Below are 22,404 nucleotides of genomic sequence, written 5' to 3'. Positions count from 1 at the left end.
TGAGCCTAACCGCGCGGTGCCCCGGCCGGTGACCGGCCGGGGCACCGCGCGGCCGCCGGTGCTCAGCGCAGGGCGGGGATCACGTCGCGCGTCTCGTCGACCTCGACGCCGGCGGTCCGGCGGGCCGCCGCCTCCGGGGGCGCCTCGTCCGCGCAGACGGTGCCCCGGGCGGGCAGCGCCAGCGTGGCGAGGTACTTCGTGGCCAGGTCGCTGACGCACGCGCTGCGGTTGTACGCCGTGTGCCCCTCGGCGTCGAACGTCAGCAGGCGGCCGTTCTCCAGCGTCCGGGCGAGGGAGACCGCGTCCTGGTAGGGGGTGTCGGGGTCCCCCGTGGTGCCGAGGACCAGGATCGGGGCGGAGCCGGCCGCCCGGTAGGAGCCCTCGTGGCGGCTCGGGCGCTCCGTCTGCCACTGGGCGCAGGTGGTCGCGTGGTTGTGGTCGTAGGTGGGCGGCCCGAAGCCGATCGCCGGCCCCAGCAGCGGGGCGGAGGCCGCTTCGGCGCTGACCAGCGCGCCCAGGAGCAGGGGGCTCTTCGGATAGGCGCGGTCGGCGCACTCCACGGCCAGGTTGACGTTGAGGAAGTCGAAGGACCCGGGTGAGGGCGGGTTGAGCAGGAAGGTGGACTGGCGCGCCTGCGCCGCCTTCAGGGCCTGGCCCAGGTAGGGCCAGATCTCCTTGCCCGAGTTGATGTTGAACATCAGGCGGTAGGCGAGGGTGTAGCCGGTCGCGGGGCGGCCGCTCGGGGTGATCACCGGGTCGGCGTCCAGTGCCCGCTTCAGCTCCTCGAAGGCCTCCCGGGGCCTGCCGTCGCCGAAGCCGCACCCGGCGGGGTCCTGCGCGCACCAGTCGAGGAACCGGCCCACGGCCCCGTCCAGGGCGGTGAACTGCGCGGCGTCGTAGGCGTAGGGCAGCTCGGCGTAGGTGCGCGGGTCGTAGGCGCCGTCCAGGACCATGGCGCGGACGCGGCGGGGGAACTCCGCGGCGTAGACGGTGCCGACGTAGCTGCCGAAGGAGCGGCCGTAGAAGGTGAGCTGCTCCTCGCCGAGGGCCCGGCGGAGCAGGTCGATGTCCTTGGCGTTGGAGCCGGTGCCGATGTACGGGGCGAGGTCCGCGGCGCGCCGGCGGCAGGCGGTGGCGAAGTCGAGGCCCTGGCGGACCGCTTCGTGCAGGGCTCCGGGACCGGGTACGCCGCGTGCGGCGTCGACGGCGGCGGAGTACTCCTTGTCGTTCCAGCACTCGATCTGCCCGCTGCGCCCCACGCCGCGCATGTCGTAGCCGACGATGTCGAAGGCGTCGCGGAGGGAGGCGGGCAGGTTCTCGTAGCTGTTGCGGGCGAAGTCCACACCGGAGTTGCCGGGGCCGCCGGGGTGGAGCAGCAGGACGCCGGTGCGGTGGGCCCGGTCGGGCGCGAGCCGGCGGGTGACGGCGAGCGGGATCGTGCGCCCGGCCGGGTCGCGGTAGTCCAGCGGTACGCGGGCGGTCGCGCACTCGAACGCGTCCCCGGGGGCGGCGCCCTCGCACGGGCCCCAGGACAGGACGGGGACGGGCGGGGCGGCGGGGGACGGTGCCGCCGTAGCGGCCCCGGGCGCGGCCCCGAACAGGGCGGTGACCGCGGTCAGCACGAGGGATATCCCCCACACCACTCGTTTGCGCGGCTCGATGGTCGAACGGGTCCGCATACGGCGGGCTCCTTGGTGACGGGTCGGACGGGACGGGTGGCCGTCGAACGGCGGCGCGCACGATCGGGGGCTCGTGCGCGCGGGCTCGGCCGGGCGGCGTGGCCAGGTTCGCACCCCCGGGCCCGCCCGGACAGGGGGTCGATGGTGCCTACACATCCGGAGGTTGACGCTCCTTCGCCGTCGTCCGGACCGGACCGTCAGCCTTCGACGCCCGTCGCCGTGTGCGGGGCGCCGACCGGCTTGGATTCCGGGGAGCCGCGCTGGCGCAGGTAGACGGAGAGGATGGCCATGGCCGCGACCGCCAGCAGCTCGGACTGCCAGTTCTGCAGCGACCGGTTCCAGAAGTCGGCCGACGCCAGGTAGGCGCCCCAGGCGACCGGGTCCTGGAGCTGTCTCAGCTGCTGCTCGTCGTAGGCCGCGACGCCGGTGACGGACTGGGCGAACCAGGACAGCAGGAACAGCACGGCCATCACCGTGCCCAGCGAGCGCGCGTACAGGTGCTGGCGCCAGTCCCCGGTGCCGGCCCAGCGCGGCGAGTCGGCGCGGGCGTGCCCGCCCATGCTCTGTTCGCGTTCGCTCTCGGGGCCGGCCTTGTGCAGTTCCTTCGACTCCGGGGAGCCGCGCTGGAGCAGCCAGACGGTGCCGAAGATGTACAGGAAGAACTGCAGGAACTCCGACTGCCAGTTCTCGGTGACGTCCACGGCGAAGTCCGAGGACATCAGGTAGTCCCCGAACGCGAGGGGCTCCAGCCCGTCGACGGCGAGCGCCTCGTTGAACTCGGCGTGCCCGGCGACGGCCTGGCCCGCCAGTACGAGCAGGAATCCGGCGCCGAAGGCGAGGGTGAGGCTGTTGTCGTGCCAGAAACCCCGGCGGCCCGCGGGGGCGGTCACCGGTGCATCACCCCGATCGCGAGGAAGTAGCCGAGTCCGCCCAGGATGACGGCGAGGCAGGTGACGAAGAGGCCCTTCATCTCACTCTCCCTTGAGCGTGCACCGGTACGGGAGGTCCTGGCGCGCGGTGCAGCCCGCGGCCACCACCTTCCAGCCGCCGCGGAACTGGGACAGGAACAGCGTGTCGGCGGCCAGTCGCAGCAGGGCCTGGCGGCCGTACACCTCGGTAGCGCGTACGGGGCCGCCGTGCGGCAGCCGGGCCTCCGGCAGCGCCCGGGCGCAGGGCGCCTCCTCCTGCTGTTCCAGCTCCTGGCGGGTGCCGGGGGCGAGCAGTGCGCAGGCCCGGGCGTAGTCGGAGGCCTTCAGGGCGCGTTCGAAGGCGGCCGCCGCGTCCCGTGCCGCGTCCTGCCGGGGCGCGGGCGCCCCGCACCCGGCGAGCACGGCCGCGGCCCCGGCGCAGCAGGCGAGCGCCGTCGCCAGGGCGGGCGCACGGCGCGCGCGTCCGGGACGTGTCGTGCCGTCCAAACCGCTCCTCCTGACGCCGGGGCCGGCCGGCGCCCGGGGAGAGCGCCGCCGTCCGGGGAGGGTTCCCCCGGCGGGCCCGTCCGTCCCGGTCCCCGCCGGGAAAGCACCCGTGCGCGGGAGGGGGTGGGGCCGGTCAGCCACGCCGCCGGCCCCCGTGCGGGGCCCGGCCCGATCCGAAGGACACGGCTCAGTCGGCCGGGGTGAAGGTCACGGGGAGGGACAGGGGGCCGCGCAGGCCGCCGGGGCGCCAGGGGATCTCGTCCGGGCGGACGGCAAGGGCGAGGCCGGGGAGCCTGCGCAGGGCCGTGCCGATGGCGATCTCCCCTTCGAGACGGGCCAGCGGTGCGCCCAGGCAGTAGTGGATGCCGTGCCCGAACGCCAGGTGGGCGTTGTCCCGGCGGGTGATGTCCAGGCGGTCGGGGTCGGGGAAGCGGACCGGGTCCCGGTCGGCGATGGCGGAGGCGATCAGCACGGTCGATCCGCGCGGGATCCGCACGCCGGCGATCTCGAGGTCCTCGCGGGCGAAGCGGGCGATGCCGGGGTTCACCGGACCGTCGTAGCGCAGGAACTCCTCGACCGCCCCCGGCAGCAGCCCGGGGTCGGAGCGCAGCAGGCCGAGCTGGTCGGGGTGGGCGAGCAGCATCGCGAGGCCGCCGGCGATCAGGTTGACGGTGGTGATGTAGCCGGCGGCCAGCAGCAGGAAGACCATGGCGATCAGCTCGTCCTCGGACAGCCGCCGTTCCTCGTCCCGGGCGGTGACCAGGGCGCTGAGCAGGTCGTCCCCGGGGTGGGCCCGCTTTTCCCGGATGAGCGCGGTGACGTAGCCGCGCATGTGCTGCCAGGCCTCGTTGACGACGGCCGGGTCCGGCGGCTCCGCGCCGCGGGTGACCAGGCGGTCCGTCCAGCGCTGGAAGTCGTGGCGGTCGTCCACCGGGACGCCGAGCAGTTCGCTGATCACGGTGACGGGGAGGGGCAGCGCGAAGTCGGCGACGAGGTCGGCGCGGCCGGCGGGGAGGACCGCGTCGAGCAGCCCGTCGGCGAGGGCCTGGACGCGGGGCCGCATCCCGGCCACCCGGCGGGCGGTGAACGCCTGGGAGACCAGGCGGCGCAGCCGGGTGTGGTCGGGCGGGTCGCTGCGGAGCATGTTGCCGAGCATCGCCTCGCGTCCGGTGCCGGGCAGCTGCCGCAGCAGGCGGGTGTCGGTGGCGTCGCGTACGTCGCTGCTCAGGCGGGGGTCCGACAGGGCCTCCAGGGCGTCCTCGTGGCGGGTGACCAGCCAGGCGTCCAGGCCGCCCGCGATGACCGCGCGGTGGACGGGGGCCTCTTCGCGCAGGTGCCGGTAGAGCGGGAACGGGTCGGCGACGAAGGCCGGGTCGGCGTAGGGCAGCAGGACGGGCCGCTCGCCCGCGTCGGGTCCGGGGTCGTCGCCTGATCGCGTCGTCACCCGGCCATGATGCCCGGCGCGGCGGTCCCGGGGCAGGAGCGCCACGGCGGCCCGTACGACCGCCGGGAGGAGGGCGGGGCGGGCCGGCCCGTCCTCCGGGGAGGCACGTCCCGCCCGGCCGGTCCCGAAGGCACCCCGGGCCGTCCGGACACCCGCCCCGCGGCCCGCGCCGGCCCTCCGCTACCTTGGCCGGATGCACAGACGCAGCAGGTGGGAGCCGTACCACCGGGCCGGACGGACTGCCGCCGCCACCGCCGCGGCCGCGCTGATCGGCGTGCTGACGGGCTGTTCGGACCTGCCGGGCGAGGAGGAGGTCCGCTACGCCGGGGACTACGGCGGCCACGAGCCGCTGGCCGTGGTGGGGTACCCGTCGACGGGCACGCTGCGGACCGCTCAGGAGGTCGTCTGGCGTACGGCCGACGGGAACACGGCGGAACTGGCCGCCCTCGCGGCTCCGGGCACCGCGCGGGGCGTCCCCGTGGCGACGGCGCGGAACTGGATCTCCGCCTTCGGCGAGGGCGCCCGGGGGAAGGTGACCGCGGAGTTCTACGACGAGGGCTCCAAACGGCAGAGCGTCGTCCTGTACTTCCACGCGACCGGCCAGATCAAGCAGATCGACGTCCGCACGGGCATGGGCGGCGAGGACCGCGACTGGTACGTGTACATGGACGAGCCGCAGCCCGCGGCGGCCACGGCCGTGCCGTCCTGGATCCCGAAGACGCCGGGCGCGCTCGGCTCCCGGTCGGTGCCCTAGGAACTACGGCCAGGAGGCGTCACCGGGCGGTCGGGGTGCGGGGGGCCGGCCCAGGTGGCGGAGGTCGGCGGGGCCGAAGGGCCTGCGCGTGGCCGCCTCGGTGGCCGATGCCGTCAGCAGTGCTTCCAGCAGCAGTTCCTCCGGCGCGGCCGCACCGGTCACGCGGCGCAGGCACAGGGAGAGGAGGGCCAGGGTGCGTTCCTGCGCGGGCCGTTCGGGCGAGTCCTCGGGGAGCAGGGCGACGAGTTCCGCCTGGATCTCGACCACCCGCCGCAGGACGTCGTGGTCGTGCAGCCGAAGGACGCCTCCGTAGAGCGCGCCGGCCACGTCCTGGCGGAGCCTGATCCGCCAGCCCAGCGAGACGTGCGGGAAGGACGGGGCGGCGAGTACGGCCTCGGCGGCCGCCGACAGCTCGGCGAACCGCTCCGCCGTGGGGCTCCGCCCGAACGCCTTGTGCGCCCTCTCCATCCGGGCCACGACGGGATCCAGGTCCGCCTCGGCGCGGCGGCGGGCGGGCTCGCGCGGGGCGGCGGGCGGAGCGGGCCGCAGGGTGTCCGGCCACGGCCTGGCCTCGAAGTTGTGCAGCACCCGCAGGACGTCCCGGAGCATCCCCCGGGAGGTGTAGAAGTCCTCGGGGTCGGTCACCAGGCGGAAGCGGACCTCGTCGCGCCGCTCCACGAGTTCGCGCGCGGCGCGTTCGGCGGTGACGCGGGCGGTGGGCACGATGAGCACGGGCGAGGAGCTCTCGGGCCGCAGCATGAGGTAGGCCACGCCGTCGAGTTCGGAGTGCGCCACCATCATCGTGACCGGTCCGCGTTCCTCGTCCAGGCCCAGCACCGGCAGTTCGACGAGGAGGGCCTGGTGCGGGGTCCGGTGCTGGAGGAGGACGACGCGCCGCCGCGCGGCGAGCCGGCGGTCGCCCGTCAGCACTCCGGCGAGGTCGCCGCCGTCGCGCAGGCACAGGGTCGTGTCGTCGTCGAGTTCGGCGAGCCACTCGTGGAGCCAGGACGGTGACAGGTGGCAGGCCCGCTGGTCCTGCCAGGGCGAGATGAACCACAGGGCCGTGTCGCCCTCGTCCAGCCACATCGGTTCCCGGCCGACGGGCTCCACGCCGGGCACCCGGACGGGGAGCGCGTTGTGCAGCACCTCGACCAGGGGGTAGCCGTGGAGTTCGTCGGTCGGCGGGTCGAGGTCGATCCGGCCGTTCGTGGAGGTGGTCTGGGTGAGGACCACCGACAGCAGGGCCGGATGCAGCCCCGGCATGGTGAGCGCCGGCAGGGCCCACACGCCGGCGAGGACGTCCCGGTCGTCCTGCGGCAGCGTGGTGTCCGCGAGGAGCGGCCCGATGACGTTCTCGACGAGTCCGTCCAGCCACTCCGAGGTCGGGAGGTCGTCGGGAAGCCGGCCGTAGGCGAGGGGCTCTCCGTCGACGCGTACGTGAGCGAGCAGGCGGGCGGTCGCGTCGGCTCCGCCGCGCGCCGCGCGGAGCAGGTCCCCGTCGGGCAGCTCGCGCAGGGCGCGGCACAGGACGGGGAAGCGGCGGTCCGGCCGGTTGCGCGGGTCGCGGAACCACTGCTCGGCCCGTTGGGGCCGGTGGAGCCGCTGGGGCTGCCACGCCTCCAGGACGGGTACGGCGAGGGCGAGTTGGCCGAGGGCGAGGGCGAGCCGCTCCCGGGCCTGCGGGGGCAGGTCGCGGGTGCGCAGCCACTCCAGGGCGTCGGCGGCGTCGAGGTAGGGCTGGGGGTGCCTGGCCCGGTAGGCCTCCATGCCGGCGGGTGCGACGTCCAGGCCGGGCAGGAACGTCGCCACCGCCTCCTGGGTGAAGCGGGACGCCTGGACGGTGGCCGCGAGCAGCCGCGCGCACCGGTCGCGCAGCGGGCCGGGCTGGTAGGGGTCCATGGCGGAGGGGCTCAGGACGAGCTGGGTCCAGCCGAGGGGGGTGGTCCTGAGCAGGACGTCGTGCACGGATTCGTGCGCGAGGATCTCGGTGAGCGGGTCGCCGTGGGTGATCCGGTCGATGCTGACGAGGATGCGGCCGCCCCGGCAGAGCCCCGCCCAGTCGCGGCTGAAGTCGAGGACGCGCGCGGTGGATCCGGTGCGGGCCGGCGGGCGGGAGTGCGGGCGGGAGGGGGAGGTGCGGGGCATGGCGGGCCTTTCAGCGTGAGCCGTCCTCGCCCGGTGCGGCGGGCGGGGCGGGCGGGTGCGGGGCCGGCTCCCGCTCGTGCTGGTGCTCGTACGGGAGGGCGGTGAGCGGTACCCCCTGCGCCCAGAACCGGGTGAGCCGGCGGCCCAGGTCCCGCTCGGCGTCGGGGTCGGCGGGCAGGGGCAGGTGCAGGGCGGTCAGCAGGTCGAAGCGGTGCAGGTCGAAGGCGGCCGAGAGGGCCTCGCCGTAGCCGCGGGCCGCCGCCACGGCCGCGCGGTACGCCACCCAGGCCGGCAGGAGGAACCCGGCCGGGCTCGCCCGCCACCAGCCGTCGGCGCCGAGGACGAGGGGGACGCTCAGCAGTCCGGTGGCGGCCGCCGTCACGCTCAGGCGGCACGCCAGGTCGAGCTGGTCGCGCCGGTCGTCGACGACGGCCCGGACGCGGTCCCCGAGCAGGGGGTGGAGCCGGGGCCACCAGACCACCGCGTCCGCCCCGTACGCGGCGCCCGCCGTCGCCTCCGCGGCGCGCAGGGTGTTGCCGAGTGCCGTCGGCAGGAGCGGCACCGGGGGCGGTGGGAAGCTCCGCGCCAGCTGCCAGGCGGCCGCCAGGATCCGCTGCCGTTCGGCTTCGGCGGGGTCGGCGGTGGCGACCGTGGCCGCCCGGGCCAGGCCGTCGCGGGCCCGTTCCTGCGCCGTGACCCCGAGCCGGGCGACGGCGCGGGCCGGGCGCGGCCAGTACCCCTCCAGCAGCCGGACGAGGGGGGTCTGGAGCGGGTGCAGGAGCACGGCGACGAGCAGCGCCCCCAGGGCGAGTGCGGCGAACGCGGCGCCGGACAGGCCGTGCAGGCGCGACAGTGCCCGGGACATCTCGATGCCGCCCCCGGGCGCCCGGGCGGCGAGGAGGGCGCCGAGGTACGCCAGGGCCGCGTACGTGGGCAGGTAGCCGACGAGGGCGAACCGGGAGGCGGTCAGCTGGGTCACGCCCGTCGCGAGCTGGGCGGGGGTGCTCACCGCGCGGCGGTCTCGTGCGATCGCAGGGGTACCTGGTGCTCCGGGCAGGCCGGCGGGACGTCCGGATGGCGCGCGAGCAGCACGGTCGTGTCCCCGTGGGGGCAGCGGAACTCCAGCAGCGCCCAGGACACGGGCAGTCCGGGGAGGGTGGCACCGTCGCCGGTGCCCAGCGCGAACCCGCCCGCCGTGTCGTCCGGGCCCGGGCCGGCGTCCTCGTCCTGCGCCCCCGCGTCCTCCAGCAGCACGTCCGCGTCGCCGTCGCCGTCCACCCACCGGAACGCCTCGCCGCCGAGCGCGATGACCACGGCCCTCACCCCGGCGGGCGCCGCGGCGAGGAGCCGGCGTGCGGTGTCGGCGTCGCCCTCCCGGAGTTCGCCGGGGAAGCCGCCCCGGCGCACCCACACCATCACGTCGCCGGCCTGCTCCCCGCGGACGGTCCTCATGCGTGCCCCTTCCCCCCTCGGCCGGTCGCGGCCGGTGTGGAAAGCACATGATGCAGGGGTGGGCCGGAGCCTGTCCGGCCGTTGGCGCCACTGCCGCGGATCCGGTGCCGGCCGCCCGCTCCGGGTGGCCGCGGAGCGGGGGCGTACTCGTACTGCCGTCCGGCAGGGCATCGTCCGTACGGGTGAACGGCATTGCCGGCCGGGATGGCAGCATGACCCCATGGCTCCTGATGATCTCGACCAGCTGTTCGCCTCCCCCGCCACGCTGCTGGCGGCCGGACCCGGTGCCCTCGGGGAACTGCCCGCCACGGGCGGCGGTGCGGGCCGCGAGGCCTTCGGGCAGGCGGTCGCGGTGCTCGACGGGGCCGAGGTGTCCCGGGCCGAGTTCGCCTCGTGGCTGCACTTCGGCGCGCGGGTGCTGGGTCACGAGGCGTACGCGGGCCTGGTCGCCGCGGCCGCGCCGGACATGCCGTGGCGGACCGTCTGGGCCTGGTGGCGCCCGGTCGGCGCCTACCGGGCCCAGCCGAACCTGTCGGGCGGCGCGGACCTGGAGGTCCAGGAATCGGCGGACGGCCGGGTGCTGTTGAAGCTGGAGGCGACCTGGGCGGGCGAGCGCTGGTTCGACCCGGCCACCGGTGAGCAGGTACCGGCCCCGGCCGAGGGGGAGTTCACCGAGCGCCCGTACGACGCCGGGGCCGGGGCCGAAGGGGAGGACGCCTGCTTCGACGACGAGGACGAGCCGGTCCTCCACCGGCCCGGGACATGGGAGGAGCCCGTACCGCTCGGCGGGGGCCGGTTCGCCTTCGCCGAGGAGCGCGGGATCGTGGTCGTCGAGCGCGGCGGCGACCTGCCGGCCGACGCGTCCGCCGGTGCCGTCGGGTGGGGCACGGACGGGCCCTGGTTCGCGGGGCCGGCGGCCGCCGGGCTGCCGCTCGACGCCGGCCGGCTGGCGGAGGCCTTCGGGGCGGACTGGGTGCTGCGCCTGGCGCCCGAGCGGCAGCCCGCGGCGCTGCGCCACTCCCCCACCCGGGAGCTGATCGCGGCCGCGGGGCTTCCGCGCTGGTGGGCGGCGGGGGTCGCCTCGTTCTCCCTGGCGTGGACCGGGGCGGGCGCGCACCAGGTGGAGCCCGGGGAGGACGGCCTGCTGCCGCTGGGCACCTTCGACCTGATGTACGGCGACTCCGGCCGGGTGTCCGTCCACCCGGAGACGGGCGCGGTGTGGATGGTCCGCAACGGCGGGGAACCGTTCCTCTTCGCCCGGGACGTGGAGACCTTCGTACGGCTGCTGGAGGCGGTGTACCGGTTCATGGGCGCGTGCTGGAGCCCGTACCCCGGCGAGGACGGCAAGCGGGACTTCGTGCGCGAGGCGGCCGCTCTGGAACCGCTCTCGGTCGACCCCGCCACACCCGCCGGGGAAGTCTGGGAGCACCTGTTCGCGGCCATCGTCGAGCTCAGCGTCTGGGGTTACTGAGCCCGGCGCGGGGCGCCGGTGCCGAGCCCGGCGCGGGGCGGGCCGCCGCGTCAACCCCGACGATCGTCAGGGGTGCGGGCAGACCTTCGGCCGGGGTGCGCGGGTAGTTCCGTCCCTACGGTCGGGGCATGGATTCGATCATGAGATGGGGCCGGGGGTGCCGCCCTCTGCTCGCGGTCGTCCCGGCCGGTGCGGGAGCGGCGGCCGTGGCGTGGCTGGCCCCCGGCGAAGCGGTGGGAACGAACGCGCCGGTGCGCGTCACCGGGGGCTGGTCGGCCGCCGGATACCGGGCGTTGACCGGGAGCGTGGCCGACGGCCCGCCGTGGGCGGGGGGCCTGGCGGGGCCGGCCGGTGACGGCACGCTGCTGCTGCTCGGACTGCTGCTGCTCTGGGCGGCCTGGGGCGCCCTGCGCCGCCGGGACGCCCGGGGCCTGGCCGGAGCCGCGGCGGCCGCCGCCGGGACCGTCCTCGCCTACGCGGCCAGTGAGGCCGTCAAGCTCCTCGTCGCCGAGGAGCGTCCCTGCCGCGCCCTGACCGGGGTCCGGGCGCGGGCGGTGTGTCCCGAGCCGGGTGACTGGTCCTTCCCCAGCAACCACGCGACCCTGGCGGTCGCGCTGGCCGTGGGGGTGGTCCTCGTACGGCCCCGGCTCGCCGCCCTGGCGCTGCCGGTGGGCGCGGCGGCCGCCCTGCTGCGGGTGGCTGCCGGGGTGCACTACCCGCACGACGTGCTGGCGGGGGCGGCGCTCGGCGCGGCGGCCGTGGCGGCCGTACGGCTCCTCGTCCAGCCGTACGCCGTACGCCGGGTGTCAGCGCTGCTCGGCCTCCGGGCGGCCGGACGGCACCGGGACCACGCCGGCCTCGTGCGCGACCACCGCCGCCGCGGCCCGGTTGTCGACGCCGAGGCGCGCGAGGATCGAGCTGACGTGGGCCTTCACCGTGCCCTCGGCGAGCCCCAGGCGGCGCGCGACCTGGCCGTTGGAGAAACCGCTGCCGAGGTAGCCGAGCACTTCCCGCTCGCGGCCGGTCAGGGCGTCGACCCTGGCCCGCGCCGCGGACCGGCGGGCGGCGCCGGCTCCCGCGCCGCCCGCCGCCAGGTGGGCGACGACCCGGGCCGCGACCTTCGGTGACAGGTAGGCGGCGCCTTCTGCGACGGCCCGGACGCCGGCGATCAGCTCCTCCGGTTCCCCGGACTTGATCAGGAATCCGGCGGCGCCCTCTCCCAGGGCCCGCAGGATGTACTCGTCCTCGCCGAAGGTCGTCAGCATCACGACTCCCGTCCCGGGCACGGTCCTGCGTATCTCTGCGGCGGCTTCCAGACCGCCGGTACCGGGCATCCGGATGTCGAGGACCGCCACGTGCGGGCGGTGCAGCCGGACCAGTTCCACCGCACGCCGGCCGTCGGCGGCCTCCGCGACCACGGTGATGCCCGGGTCGGTGGCGAGGACCGCGCGGACGCCCGCGCGGACCATGGGCTCGTCGTCGGCGATCAGGATCCGGATCATCGGACGTCCTTCCCGGTGTAGGTGTCGGTGGAGACCAGGCGCCCGGCCCGGAAGCAGAGGCGGTAGAGGTCCCCCGAGCGGTCGTCGAACGGGTCGGCGGTCTGTACGTAGAACTCGCAGACCGCGTCAGGCGGTTCGGGCGTGGGAGCCGCGGGGCGGCGGGTCGTCTGGCGTTCGGGCAGGTACCGCGCCACCTCCGCGCGGGGCAGACCCGGGTACAGGCGGGCGTGGTCGGCGGGCGCGAGGACCGACTGCCGGGCGGTGACGGTGTCCCAGGCGCGCACCCCGCCGATCAGCAGGGCGCAGGTGCACAGCGGTACGAGCACGCCCGCGGCGGCGGTACGGCCCAGCCGGCGACGGGCCGTCCGGTGCTCGGGTGGCAGTGCTCCGGCGGGCCGGGCGGGGGGTGGGGGCGGCAGGGTGCCCGGGCGGTGCGGGAGCGCGGCGCGTACGGCGAAGCCGTCGCCCTCGGGGCCGCAGGTGAAGGTGCCGCCCGCCAGCCGGACGCGTTCGTCCAGGCCGATGAGGCCGAAGCCGTGCCCGTCCCCGGCCGCCGGGGCCCCGGAAGCGAACGGTGCGGGCCGGGGGGTCCGGGCGGGCCGGTCCCGGGGCCCTTCGGGAGCACCGGGCACCGGGTGGTCGGTCACGGTGACCTCGGTCCGGTCCCCGGTGTGGCGGACGAGGACGGTCGCGCGGTGCCCGGGGGCGTGCTTGGCGACGTTCGTCAGGGCCTCCTGGACGACCCGGAGTACGGCCCGTCCGACGGCGGGGGGCGGCGCACCGCCGCCGTCCGTCCCGGTGTCGTCCGGTACGCCCTCCACACGCAGCCTGGCGTCCAGCCCCGCGGCGGCGGCCCGGTCCACCAGGGCCTCGACCTCCGCCGGCCCGGCGGCCGGCCCGGTCCCCTGCGCCGGCTCCGACGGCTCGCGCAGGACCCCGATCACCTCCCCGAGGCGGTCCACGGCGGCGCCCGCCCTGGCCCGGATGTCCTGGGCGGCGGCCCGGTGTTCGTCCGGCAGCCCGGGGGCCAGCTTCAGCGCCCCCGCCGACAGGGCGATGAGGCTGAGGTCGTGGCCGAGGAGGTCGTGCATGTCCTGCGCGATGCGCGTCCGTTCGCGCAGCCGGGCCTGTTCGGCCACCAGCCGCTGTTCCCGCTCCAGCCGTGCGGCCCGCTCCCACCCCGCCCGTACGAGTTCGCGGTACTGGCGCAGGAAACGGCCCGCGAACCAGGGCAGCATCGCCGCCACGAGGAGCAGCCCGACGAACCGGCTCGCCCACCCCAGCCAGGCCGGCACGAGGAGTACGCAGACCACCGCGGCGGCGAGGACCGCGGCCAGGGCCGCCGCCGTGCTCCGGGCACGGCCCGGCTGCCGGCCGGCGAGGAAGGCGCAGGCCGCCGCAGGCAGTCCCCACCACAGGGTGGACACGCCCGTGCCGACACCGGCCACCGCCCCGGCGAACAGGGCGGCGGACAGCACCGGCACGGGTATCCGTATCGGTATCGGTATCCGAACCCGGGTCCGTCCCGGTGCCGGCACCGCCCGGCCGTTCAAGATCGTTCTTCTCACGGACGTGACCCTACGCAACCGGGCCGGTCCCGCGGCACCGCCGAAAGTCCACTACCGCTGGCCGGCTCCGGTGAGGACCACCAGGCGCTGGGTCGCCCGGGTCATCGCGACGTAGCGGTCGACGGCGCCCGCCACGCCCGTGCCGAACTCCTGCGGGTCGACGAGGACGACCAGGTCGAACTCCAGCCCCTTCGACAGCCGCGGGGTCAGCGACCGGACGCGGGGCGTCGCGCGGAACGTGGGGTCGCCGATGACGCAGGCGATCCCTTCCGGGTGCGCGCGGAGCCAGGCGTCGAGGACCTCGTCCCGTTCGGCGGCGGACCCGTGGACGACGGGGATGCCGCTGCTGCGGACGGACGCCGGCACGTTGGCGTCCGGGAGGGCGGCCCGGATGACCGGCTCGGCCTCGGCCATGACCTCCTGCGGGGTGCGGTAGTTGACGCTCAGCGAGGCCATGGTGATCCGGTCGAGCCCGATCCGTTCGAGCCGTTCGCGCCAGGACTCCGGGAACCCGTCCCTGGCCTGGGCCCGGTCGCCGACGATGGTGAAGCTGCGGGAGGGGCAGCGCCGCAGCAGCATCTGCCATTCGGCGTCGGTCAGTTCCTGGGCCTCGTCCACGACGACGTGCGCGAACGGGCCCGCGAGCAGGTCCCGGTCGGCGGAGGGCAGCGCCGTCTCGTCGATCAGGCTGTCCTGGAGGTCCCTGCCGCGCAGCATCGTCACCGCGCCCTCGCCGTCAGCGTCGGCCGCGACCACGCTGTCGATGACGTCGGCCATGCGCCGGCGTTCGGCGGCGACGGAGGCCTCGCGCCGGCGCTCGCGCAGCGAGGCCCCCGAGTCGCCGAGCCGGTGCCGGGCCGCGTCCAGCAGCGGCAGGTCGGCGACCGTCCAGCGTCCGGCGTCCTCGCGCTGGAGCCGGGCGACCTCCTCGCGGCTGAGCAGGGGCGCGCACCTGCGCAGGTAGGCGGGGACCGTCCACAGGTCGGCGACGAGGTCGGTGGCCTCGAGCACGGGCCACGCGCGGTCGAGGGCGGTGACCAGCTCCCGGTTCTGCCGCAGCGACCTGTTCAGCAGCTCGGGCGAGAGGTCGTCCTCGTCCCCGTCGCCCTCGTCGAGGTGCTTGTCCAGCAGGATCTCGACCAGTTCCGCCCAGATCTGCTCGCGGGCCTCGTTGTGCGGGGTACCGGGTTCGACGGCCGCGAACGCGGCGGCCCAGTCGTCGGGGGTCAGCCGGACGTCGGCCCAGTGCGTGCTGACCGTCATCCCCTTCGCCGGCGGCTCCTCGTAGAGCCCGACGGCCGCGTCGATCGCCTCCACCAGGGCCGCGGAGGACTTCAGCCGGGCCACCTCCGGGTCGCCCTCGGGCTCCGCCGTGGCGCCCTCGGCGACGAGGTCGCGGAGGGTACAGGTCTGTACGCCCTCCTCGCCGAGGCTGGGCAGGACGTCGGCGACGTACGACAGGTAGGGGCGGTGCGGTCCTACGAAGAGCACGCCGCCCCGGCGGTGGCCCAGGCGGGGGTCCGCGTAGAGGAGGTGGGCGGTGCGGTGCAGGGCGACGACGGTCTTGCCGGTGCCCGGGCCGCCGTCGACGACGAGGGCGCCGCGGGATCCCGCCCGGATGACGGCGTCCTGGTCCGCCTGGATGGTGCCGAGGACGTCCCGCATCCGGGACGACCGGTTGCCCGCGAGGCTCGCGATGAAGGCCGACTGGTCGTCGAGCGCGGCGTGCCCCGCCAGGGCGTCGACGGTGAACACCTCGTCCCAGTAGTCGCCGATCCGGCCGCTGTTCCAGCGGTACCTGCGGCGGCTCGCCAGACCCATCGGGTTGGCGTGGGTGGCCGCGAAGAAGGGTTCGGCGGCCGGCGAGCGCCAGTCGACGAGCAGCCGGCGGCCCGTGCTGTCGGTCAGGCCGAACCGGCCGACGTACAGGGGCTCGGGGTCGTCGGCGAGGACGACGCGGCCGAGGCACAGGTCCAGCCCGAAACGGCGCAGCAGGCGCAGGCGGGCGGTCAGCCGGTGGATCTCCGCGTCCCGGTCCATGGCCTCCCGGCCGGCGCCCCCGGGTGCCCTGCGCGCGGCGTCGAGCCGTTCGCGGACCTCGGCGGTCGTCTGCGCGAGGGCGTCCCCGATGGCGGCGAAGTGCCGTTCGTCGCCGGCGACGAGCTCGGGGGCGGCCTTGGCGCGGAGGTGGCCGGGAAGGTCGAACACGCTGGTGGTCAGCGGGGGCACTGGTGCGGCTCCGATCCAGGGTCGTTCGCGACCCGTGTGTTGCGGCGGTTTTGGCTCAGGCCGGTGATTCTGCGGGAGGACGGGGGCCTTGCCGCAAGCCCCCTGGTGCGTTATAACTTGAGAGTGGCAAGGAGTGGGTTCACCTCCTTGCCTTTGTTGTTTCCGCCGCTCCCGTGTGGATGACCCGCCTCCACGACGCGACCCGGCCTGCGCGATCCCCCGACGCCCCGCCCGTTCCCGGAACTCCCCCCGAACCGCCCCGCACCGCTCCCCCCGTACGCGCCCCCGGATAATGGCAGCGCCGCGCGGCGACCCGCGCCGCCGCGCACCGACCCGGGGAGACGAAGGTTCCATGACGCTGAAGGAAGGCCGGCGGGTGACGCTGGCGGCCGACATCGGGCTCGCCGACGCGCTGGCCGCGGCGGACGGCTGCGGCGCCCCGCCCGTGCCGGTGGCCGGGTTCCTCGCGCTGGCGGCGGGCACGGCGGGGACGGTCGAGCGGGTGGACCGGGTGGAGCGGCGGGAGAGCCACGGCGTCCGCGAGTACGCGCGCCTCAGGTCGCTCTTCGACTCCTTCGGGCACGCCATGCCGCAGGCCAGCAGGCGGCAGCTGGAGGAGCAGCTCGCGGCCCTGGAGCCGGAGTGGACCGCGCACCAGGAGCTGGGGCCCGGCGTGACGGTCCGGGTGCGCTTCGACAACGGGTTCGTCCTGGACGGGACGCCCGCGGACCTGTTCGCCGACGCGGGCGGGGACCCGTGCTGATCCGGGGCCGCCCGGCCGCCGCGGGTGCCGCGGTGGCGGTGGTGCTGGCGGGGCTGGGCCTGCGGGCGGTGGCCGGCGGGAGCGTGGCGAAGTACGGCGGTGACGCGCTGTACGCCGTCCTGGTGCTGGCCCTGGTCGTGCTGGTGGCTCCCCGGCTGGCGGCGGCGCGGGCCGCGGCCGCCGCGCTGGCCGTCAGCTGGGCGGTGGAGTTCCTCCAGCTCACGGGGGTGCCGGCGGATCTCTCCCGGCGCAGCACGGTGGCCCGGCTGGTACTGGGGTCCACCTTCGACGCGCCCGATCTGCTCTGGTACGCCGTGGGCGCGGCGGCGGGCGGGCTCGTCCTGTGGGCCGTGCGGGCGCGCCGCTCACGCAGCACGGTGAGGCCTTTGCCCGTTTTGTGAGAACGGTTACCTTCTCACCCGAACGGCGCTCTTCCGGGTTCATGATGGGTGACCGGAACTGTCGTCTACGCGCCCCCCTGCCACGGCCCTGGTGCCGTCGGCGGCCGGTCGGCGCCACTAGGGAGAACCGTGCGACCTGCGGGAAGCTGGACGGGGAAGAACTGGCGGATCGCGCTGCCGGTGGCGGGAGGGGCCCTCGTGCTCGGCCTCGGCGGCCTCTACGCGGCCGGGCTCGCCGTGGGCGACGACGTCGCCGACGGCACCCGGGTCCGGGGCGTCGAGATCGGCGGCATGAGCCGTGCGGCGGCGCAGAGCACGCTGCTCCGGGAGCTCGGTCCGCGGGCCGGTGCCCCCATCCCGGCGGGCATCGGGGACCGCGTCGAGCAGGTCGCCCCCGCGTCCGTCGGCCTGTCCCTGGACGCCGCCGCGACCGCCGAGCGCGCTTCCCGCGCGGGCTACGGGCCGGTCGAGGTCATCGGCAGGCTCTTCGCCTCCGGCGACCCGGACCTGGAGCCCGTGATCCGTACCGACGAGCGGGCCGCCCGCGCCGGCGTCGACCGGCTGGTGGCGGACACCGCCCAGGAGGTCCGCGACGGGTCCGTCGCCTTCGAAGCCGGCAAGCCCCGGGTCGTGCCCGCGCGGACCGGGGTCACCCTGGTCGGGGACCAGGCCCTCGGCACCCTCCGGGACGCCTACCTCCGCCCGGCCGGCGCCCCCGTCGCCCTGCCCGTCACCCGCACCGAACCGCGCGTGGGCGCGGAGGAGACCGGGCGGGCCCTGCGCGAGTTCGCCCAGCCCGCCGTGTCCGGGCCGGTCACCCTCAGCGTCGCCGGTGCGCGGATACCCGTGAGCCCCGCGGTCCTGGGCGAGCACCTGGAGATGAACCCCGACGCGGGCGGCCGCCTGGTGCCCGCCCTCGACTCCGACGCCCTGCTCGCCGACCCCGCCGTGGCGGGCCCCCTCGCCGAGGCCGCCGGCCGGCCGCGCGACGCCGCTCTCGACGTGGACGCGGCCGGACGCGTGGTGGTCGCGCGGAGCAGCAGTGCGGGGCAGGAGGTCACCGGGGAGGCCCTCGGCCGGGCCGTGCTGCCCGCGCTGACCCGCTCGGGCGCCGGCCGGAGCGCCGAGGTGGCCACCAAGGCCGTCGAGCCGGAGCTCACCGACGCGGAGGTGCGGAGCCTGGGGATCAAGGAGCAGATGTCCTCCTTCACCGTGCAGTTCCCGGCCGCCCCGTACCGGACCACCAACATCGGGCGTGCCGTGGAGCTGATCAACGGCTCCGTGGTCATGCCGGGCGAGGAGTGGAGCTTCAACCGCACGGTCGGCGAGCGCACCAAGGAGAACGGCTTCGTCGACGGGATCATGATCAACGACGGCCGGTACGTGAAGTCGCCCGGCGGCGGCGTCTCCGCGGTCGCCACCACCATGTACAACGCCATGTTCTTCGCGGGCCTCAAGCCCCTGGAGCACGGCGCGCACTCCTTCTACATCGAGCGCTACCCCGAGGGCCGGGAGGCCACCGTCGCCTGGGGCAGCCTCGACCTGCGCTGGCTCAACGACTCCGGGCACCCGGTGTACGTGAAGGCCAGTTCGACGGACACCTCGCTGACGATCTCCCTGCTCGGCACGAAGAAGTACGACGAGATCCGCGCGACCAAGGGCCCCCGCACCCATGTCGTGCCGCCCGCCAAGATCAACGCCGCCGGGCCGAAGTGCGAGGTGCAGACGCCCCTGGAGGGCTTCGACGTGACCGTGGGCCGGGTGTTCGTCACCAACGGCCAGGAGGTCAGGCGCGAGGAGTACAAGACGCACTACACCCCGCGCGACGAGGTCACCTGCGAGCCGGCGACCGCGCCCGGCACGGCGCCCGGCGGCACGACGCCCGGCGGCACGCCCACGCCGGGCACCACGACGGCGGGCGTCCCTTCGGCCGCTCAGCCGGCCGCCCAGGCCGCCGCCGCACAGGGCCGGTAGGGGGAAAGAGCCCTCGCCCGAGGTGACCGGCGGCGCGCGCGGCGCGCTCCGCCGGGCGCCGGAGGGGCCCCAGGTGCTACAACTGGGGACGTGACCCTTCCTCGCCAGCCGGACCGGGCAACTCGGTGCGGCCACCCCTGAGCAAGGGATTCAAGAGCGTCGCCGGACAGGTGTTCGTCCTGCAGGTGGCGATCGTGGTGTTGCTCGCCGCCGGTGCCCTCCTGGCGCTGCTCCTGCAGTCCCGCCACGACGTCGACCGTGAGGCGCGCAACCGGTCGGTCGCCGTCGCGGAGACCTTCGCGCACTCCCCGGACCTCCAGGAGGCGCTGCGGACACCGGACCCGTCCGCCACCCTGCAGCCCCTGGCCGAGGTCACCCGCAAGGCCGCCGGGGTCGACTTCATCGTGGCCATGGACACCCACGGGATCCGCTACAGCCATCCCCAGCCCGACCGCATCGGCAAGCGTTTCGTGGGGAACATCGAGCCCTCCCTCGCCGGCCGGGTCCACACCGAGAGCGTGCAGGGCCCCCTCGGCAAGGAGATCCAGGCGGTGGTGCCCGTCACCGCGCCCGACGGACGGGTCGTCGGGCTGGTGTCCGCGGGCCTGACCGTGGAGAACGTCAGCGGCGCCTTCGACCGCCAGCTCCCGGTGATCCTGCTGGCCATGGCCATCGGCCTGACCTTGGCCACCGCCGGAACCGCCCTGACCAGCCGCCGCCTGCGCCGGCAGACGCACGGGCTGGGCCCCCAGGAGATGACCCGGATGTACGAGCACCACGACGCGGTGCTCCACTCCGTCCGCGAGGGGGTGGTGATCACGGACGGGAACGGGCGGCTGGTCCTGGCGAACGACGAGGCCAAGAGGCTGCTGGGGCTGCCCGAGGAGGCCGAGGGCCGCCGCATCGACGAGGTGCCGGGCCTGGACAGCCGGATGGCCGACCTGCTGCGCTCGGGCCGGGTGGCCACGGACGAGGTGCTGGAGACCGGCGACCGGATGCTCGTCGTCAACCAGCGGCCCACCCATCCGCGCGGCCGGCCGGAGGGCGCGGCCGTCACCATCCGCGACTCCACCGACATGCAGGTCCTCACCGGCCGCGCCGAGGCCGCCCGCAAGCGGCTGCGGCTGCTGTACGACGCCACCGGCGACATCGGCACCACCCTGGACGTGGAGCGGACCGCCCAGGAGCTCGCCGACGTCGCCGTCCCCCGGTTCGCGGACTACGTCACCGTCGACCTGGCCGGCCCGGTGCTGGACGGCGAGGAGCCCGGCCCGGACTCCGACATGCGGCGCACCGCCGTCAGCGGCATCAGCCGGGACCATCCGCTGTACCCGCTCGGGCGGGTGATCGAGTTCAAGCCCACCACCCCGCAGGCGCGCGGCTACGACACGGGGAAGACGGAGCTGGTGCCCGACCTGGCCGACGCTCCGGGCTGGCACGTGCAGGACCCCCGCCGGGCCGAGGCCATCGTCGAGTACGGGATCCACTCGCTGATCGCGGCGCCGCTCAAGGCCAGGGGCGTGGTCCTCGGCGTGGTCAACTTCTGGCGGGCCAGCAAGCCCGAGCCGTTCGACGAGGACGACGTGTCGCTCGCGGAGGAGCTCGTCGCCCGGGCCGCCGTGGCCATGGACAACGCCCGCCGCTACACCCGTGAGCACACCCTGGCCGTCACCCTCCAGCGCAGCCTGCTGCCGCGCGGCCTGCCCGAGCAGAGCGCCGTGGACGCGGCGCACTGCTACCTGCCCGCGCAGTCGGGGGTGGGCGGGGACTGGTTCGACGTGATCCCGCTGCCGGGCGGCCGGGTCGCCCTGGTCGTCGGGGACGTGGTCGGGCACGGGCTGCACGCGGCCGCGACGATGGGGCGGCTGCGCACGGCGGTGCACAACTTCACCTCCCTCGACCTGCCGCCGGACGAGCTCCTGGCCCGGCTCGACGACCTGGTGCAGCGCATCGACGAGGACGACACCGACGGGGCCGGCGGGATGCTGGGCGCCACCTGCCTGTACGCCGTGTACGACCCGGTGTCCCGGACCTGCACCCTGTCCCGGGCCGGGCACCTGCCGCCGCTGGTGGTCGCCCCGGACGGCAGCACGGAGATCGTCGACCTGCCGGCCGGGCCCCCGCTCGGGCTGGGCGGCATGCCGTTCGAGACGACCGAGCTGCGCCTGGCGGAGGGCAGTCAGCTGGTGCTGTACACGGACGGGCTGGTGGAGCAGCGGACCCGGGACATCGAGGAGGGGCTGGAGATGCTGCGGGAGGCGCTGAGCCACCCGGACCGGGACCCGCAGGAGAGCTGTCTCGCGGTCCTCGACGCCATGCTGCCGGCCCGGCCGACCGACGACGTGGCCCTGCTCATCGCCCGGACCCGGACGCTGGGGCCCGACCGGGTCGCGCAGTGGGACGTGCCGCCGAGGGCCAGCGGGGTCGGCGTCGTGCGGAACCTGGCGTCCGCCAAGCTGGAGGAGTGGGGGATGGAGGAGCTCGCGTTCACCACGGAGCTCATCCTCAGCGAGCTGATCACCAACGCCCTGCGGCACGGGGTGCCCCCGGTACGGGTCCGGCTGCTCCACGACCACGCCCTGACCTGCGAGGTGTGGGACGGCAGCAGCACCGCCCCGCACCTGCGGTACGCGGCCACCACGGACGAGGGCGGGCGCGGGCTGTTCCTCGTGGCGCAGCTCAGCGAGCACTGGGGCACCCGGTACACCCCGGACGGCAAGGTCATCTGGTCGGAGCAGGCCCTCCAGGGCCCCACGAACGGCGTACCCCTGGACGTCTTCGGGGACCTCGAACCGTAGCGTGGGCGGGGTGCGTCCCCCGCGCCCCGTCTGCGCATCCCTGACCGCGGTCGCCGTGCTGTGCGCGAGCGCGGCGCCCGGTTGCGCGCCCTCCGGGCGGGAGCGGTCCCGAGTGCCGGTGCCGGCCGCGACGGCGGCGCTCGTGGCGCAGGTGTCGGGCGTGCCGGCGGGGAAGCTGGGGGCGAGCATGCGGGCCGGCTGCCCGGTGCCGGCGGAGCGGCTGCGGCTGATCCGGATGAACCACTGGGGCTTCGACGGGAAGGTCCACCGGGGCGAGCTGGTCGTCCACCAGGACGCGGTGCAGCCGCTGCTGTACGTCTTCGGCCGGGCACTGGAGGCCCGTTTCCCGATCCGGCGGATGCGCGTGGCGGCCGACTACGGCGGCGACGACCTCGCGGCGATGGCCGACGACAACACCTCGGCCTTCAACTGCCGGCCGGTGACCGGGGACTCCGGGAGGCTGTCGCGGCACTCGTGGGGGCTGGCCGTGGACGTCAACCCGGTCGAGAACCCGTACGTCGACCGGGGCGGGACGGTGCACCCGCCGGCGGGCCGGGCCTACCTGCGGCGGAACCGGGCCCGCCCCGGGATGATCACCGAGGACGGCGTGCCGGCCAGGGCGTTCCGCCGCGTCGGCTGGCACTGGGGCGGCGAGTGGTGGTCGAGCCCGGACTACCAGCACTTCTCGGCCGACGGCGGATAGCCGACCGGGGCCGCTCCGGCCCACGGCGTCACGCCGTCACGCCGTCACGGGGCCCGGCCCCGACCGCCCACGGGTGAAGCCCGGCCGGGAACCCTCCCTCGCCCGC

17 protein-coding genes and 1 pseudogene are annotated in these 22,404 nt (G+C 75.8%); 8 read left to right on the top strand and 10 right to left on the bottom strand.

Annotated elements, in window-relative coordinates; genetic code table 11:
- Positions 1-62: 62 nt before the first annotated feature.
- The 4 genes from D1J60_RS32755 to D1J60_RS32740 all read right to left on the bottom strand — a co-directional run bounded on the left by D1J60_RS32755 (position 63) and on the right by D1J60_RS32740 (position 4,538).
- Entirely contained in the window at positions 63-1,679 is a 1,617-nt protein-coding gene (locus D1J60_RS32755) for an alpha/beta hydrolase (protein WP_241253493.1), read from the bottom strand.
- A gap of 197 nt (positions 1,680-1,876) precedes the next feature.
- Positions 1,877-2,569, bottom strand: coding sequence for a DUF6766 family protein (locus D1J60_RS32750; RefSeq protein WP_125823614.1), 693 nt, complete (start codon positions 2,567-2,569; stop codon positions 1,877-1,879).
- A gap of 81 nt (positions 2,570-2,650) precedes the next feature.
- Positions 2,651-3,094, bottom strand: a complete 444-nt coding sequence (locus D1J60_RS32745; protein WP_241253492.1) for a hypothetical protein — start codon at positions 3,092-3,094, stop codon at positions 2,651-2,653.
- 187 nt (positions 3,095-3,281) lie between these two features.
- Positions 3,282-4,538 carry a cytochrome P450 gene (locus tag D1J60_RS32740; RefSeq protein WP_125823613.1) on the bottom strand — a complete coding sequence of 419 codons (1,257 nt, stop codon included), beginning with the start codon at positions 4,536-4,538 and terminating at the stop codon, positions 3,282-3,284.
- A gap of 193 nt (positions 4,539-4,731) precedes the next feature.
- Here D1J60_RS32740 and D1J60_RS32735 point away from each other — a divergent pair, with 193 nt between their 5' ends.
- A complete protein-coding gene (locus D1J60_RS32735) occupies positions 4,732-5,292 on the top strand; it encodes a hypothetical protein (protein ID WP_125823612.1) in 561 nt (186 codons plus the stop codon).
- 3 nt (positions 5,293-5,295) lie between these two features.
- Here D1J60_RS32735 and D1J60_RS32730 read toward each other — a convergent pair whose 3' ends face one another.
- Genes D1J60_RS32730 through D1J60_RS32720 form a run of 3 tightly spaced genes read right to left on the bottom strand, consistent with a single transcriptional unit; the run spans position 5,296 to position 8,889 of the window.
- The gene (locus D1J60_RS32730; protein WP_125823611.1) at positions 5,296-7,437 is read right to left on the bottom strand and encodes a hypothetical protein; all 2,142 of its coding nucleotides are present in this window, start codon (positions 7,435-7,437) and stop codon (positions 5,296-5,298) included.
- Between the two features lie 10 nt (positions 7,438-7,447).
- On the bottom strand, positions 7,448-8,446 hold the full coding sequence (locus tag D1J60_RS32725) for a hypothetical protein (protein WP_125823610.1): 999 nt from the start codon (positions 8,444-8,446) through the stop codon (positions 7,448-7,450).
- Positions 8,443-8,889 carry a hypothetical protein gene (locus tag D1J60_RS32720; protein ID WP_125823609.1) on the bottom strand — a complete coding sequence of 149 codons (447 nt, stop codon included), beginning with the start codon at positions 8,887-8,889 and terminating at the stop codon, positions 8,443-8,445. Before D1J60_RS32720 ends, D1J60_RS32725 begins: the two co-directional genes overlap by 4 nt.
- A gap of 220 nt (positions 8,890-9,109) precedes the next feature.
- Between D1J60_RS32720 and D1J60_RS32715 the strand changes: the two genes are divergently transcribed.
- Entirely contained in the window at positions 9,110-10,360 is a 1,251-nt protein-coding gene (locus tag D1J60_RS32715; RefSeq protein ID WP_125823608.1) for an SUKH-4 family immunity protein, read from the top strand.
- 128 nt (positions 10,361-10,488) lie between these two features.
- Positions 10,489-11,130 (top strand): annotated as a pseudogene (locus tag D1J60_RS32710) (phosphatase PAP2 family protein); the annotation flags it as partial.
- 36 nt (positions 11,131-11,166) lie between these two features.
- Here the strand turns inward: D1J60_RS32710 and D1J60_RS32705 are convergent.
- The 3 genes from D1J60_RS32705 to helR form a co-directional block, all read right to left on the bottom strand.
- Positions 11,167-11,862, bottom strand: a complete 696-nt coding sequence (locus D1J60_RS32705; protein WP_125823607.1) for a response regulator transcription factor — start codon at positions 11,860-11,862, stop codon at positions 11,167-11,169.
- Positions 11,859-13,346: a histidine kinase gene (locus tag D1J60_RS32700; protein WP_347147202.1), complete on the bottom strand. Its 1,488-nt coding sequence runs from the start codon at positions 13,344-13,346 to the stop codon at positions 11,859-11,861. The genes D1J60_RS32705 and D1J60_RS32700 overlap by 4 nt, the downstream gene beginning before the upstream one ends.
- 135 nt (positions 13,347-13,481) lie before the next feature.
- On the bottom strand, positions 13,482-15,659 hold the full coding sequence (gene helR, locus D1J60_RS32695) for an RNA polymerase recycling motor ATPase HelR (RefSeq protein ID WP_125823606.1): 2,178 nt from the start codon (positions 15,657-15,659) through the stop codon (positions 13,482-13,484).
- A gap of 352 nt (positions 15,660-16,011) precedes the next feature.
- On the opposite strand from helR, the gene D1J60_RS32690 reads away from it, so the two are divergent.
- From D1J60_RS32690 to D1J60_RS32670, 5 genes are all read left to right on the top strand, one after another.
- Positions 16,012-16,422, top strand: a complete 411-nt coding sequence (locus tag D1J60_RS32690; RefSeq protein WP_125823605.1) for a hypothetical protein — start codon at positions 16,012-16,014, stop codon at positions 16,420-16,422.
- The gene (locus D1J60_RS32685; protein ID WP_241253491.1) at positions 16,416-16,823 is read left to right on the top strand and encodes a DUF2809 domain-containing protein; all 408 of its coding nucleotides are present in this window, start codon (positions 16,416-16,418) and stop codon (positions 16,821-16,823) included. Before D1J60_RS32690 ends, D1J60_RS32685 begins: the two co-directional genes overlap by 7 nt.
- A 129-nt stretch (positions 16,824-16,952) precedes the next feature.
- Positions 16,953-18,797: a VanW family protein gene (locus tag D1J60_RS32680; protein WP_241253490.1), complete on the top strand. Its 1,845-nt coding sequence runs from the start codon at positions 16,953-16,955 to the stop codon at positions 18,795-18,797.
- Positions 18,798-18,922: 125 nt separating this feature from the next.
- Positions 18,923-21,595: a SpoIIE family protein phosphatase/ATP-binding protein gene (locus D1J60_RS32675; RefSeq protein WP_125823604.1), complete on the top strand. Its 2,673-nt coding sequence runs from the start codon at positions 18,923-18,925 to the stop codon at positions 21,593-21,595.
- A gap of 10 nt (positions 21,596-21,605) precedes the next feature.
- Entirely contained in the window at positions 21,606-22,298 is a 693-nt protein-coding gene (locus D1J60_RS32670) for a M15 family metallopeptidase (RefSeq protein ID WP_241253489.1), read from the top strand.
- Positions 22,299-22,404: the final 106 nt, after the last annotated feature.

The organism is Streptomyces sp. W1SF4 (assembly GCF_003950035.1).
GTDB classification, from domain to species: domain Bacteria; phylum Actinomycetota; class Actinomycetes; order Streptomycetales; family Streptomycetaceae; genus Streptomyces; species Streptomyces racemochromogenes.
This window is presented reverse-complemented; position numbering and strand designations above follow the sequence as displayed.

Bases quoted from the DNA above. Each gene is read 5' to 3' on its own strand.
- D1J60_RS32755 (WP_241253493.1), bottom strand. From the start codon at position 1,679: ATGCGGACCCGTTCGACCATCGAGCCGCGCAAACGAGTGGTGTGGGGG.
- D1J60_RS32735 (WP_125823612.1), top strand. From the start codon at position 4,732: ATGCACAGACGCAGCAGGTGGGAGCCGTACCACCGGGCCGGACGGACT.
- D1J60_RS32730 (WP_125823611.1), bottom strand. From the start codon at position 7,437: ATGCCCCGCACCTCCCCCTCCCGCCCGCACTCCCGCCCGCCGGCCCGC.
- D1J60_RS32720 (WP_125823609.1), bottom strand. From the start codon at position 8,889: ATGAGGACCGTCCGCGGGGAGCAGGCCGGCGACGTGATGGTGTGGGTG.
- D1J60_RS32715 (WP_125823608.1), top strand. From the start codon at position 9,110: ATGGCTCCTGATGATCTCGACCAGCTGTTCGCCTCCCCCGCCACGCTG.
- D1J60_RS32705 (WP_125823607.1), bottom strand. From the start codon at position 11,862: ATGATCCGGATCCTGATCGCCGACGACGAGCCCATGGTCCGCGCGGGC.
- D1J60_RS32690 (WP_125823605.1), top strand. From the start codon at position 16,012: ATGACGCTGAAGGAAGGCCGGCGGGTGACGCTGGCGGCCGACATCGGG.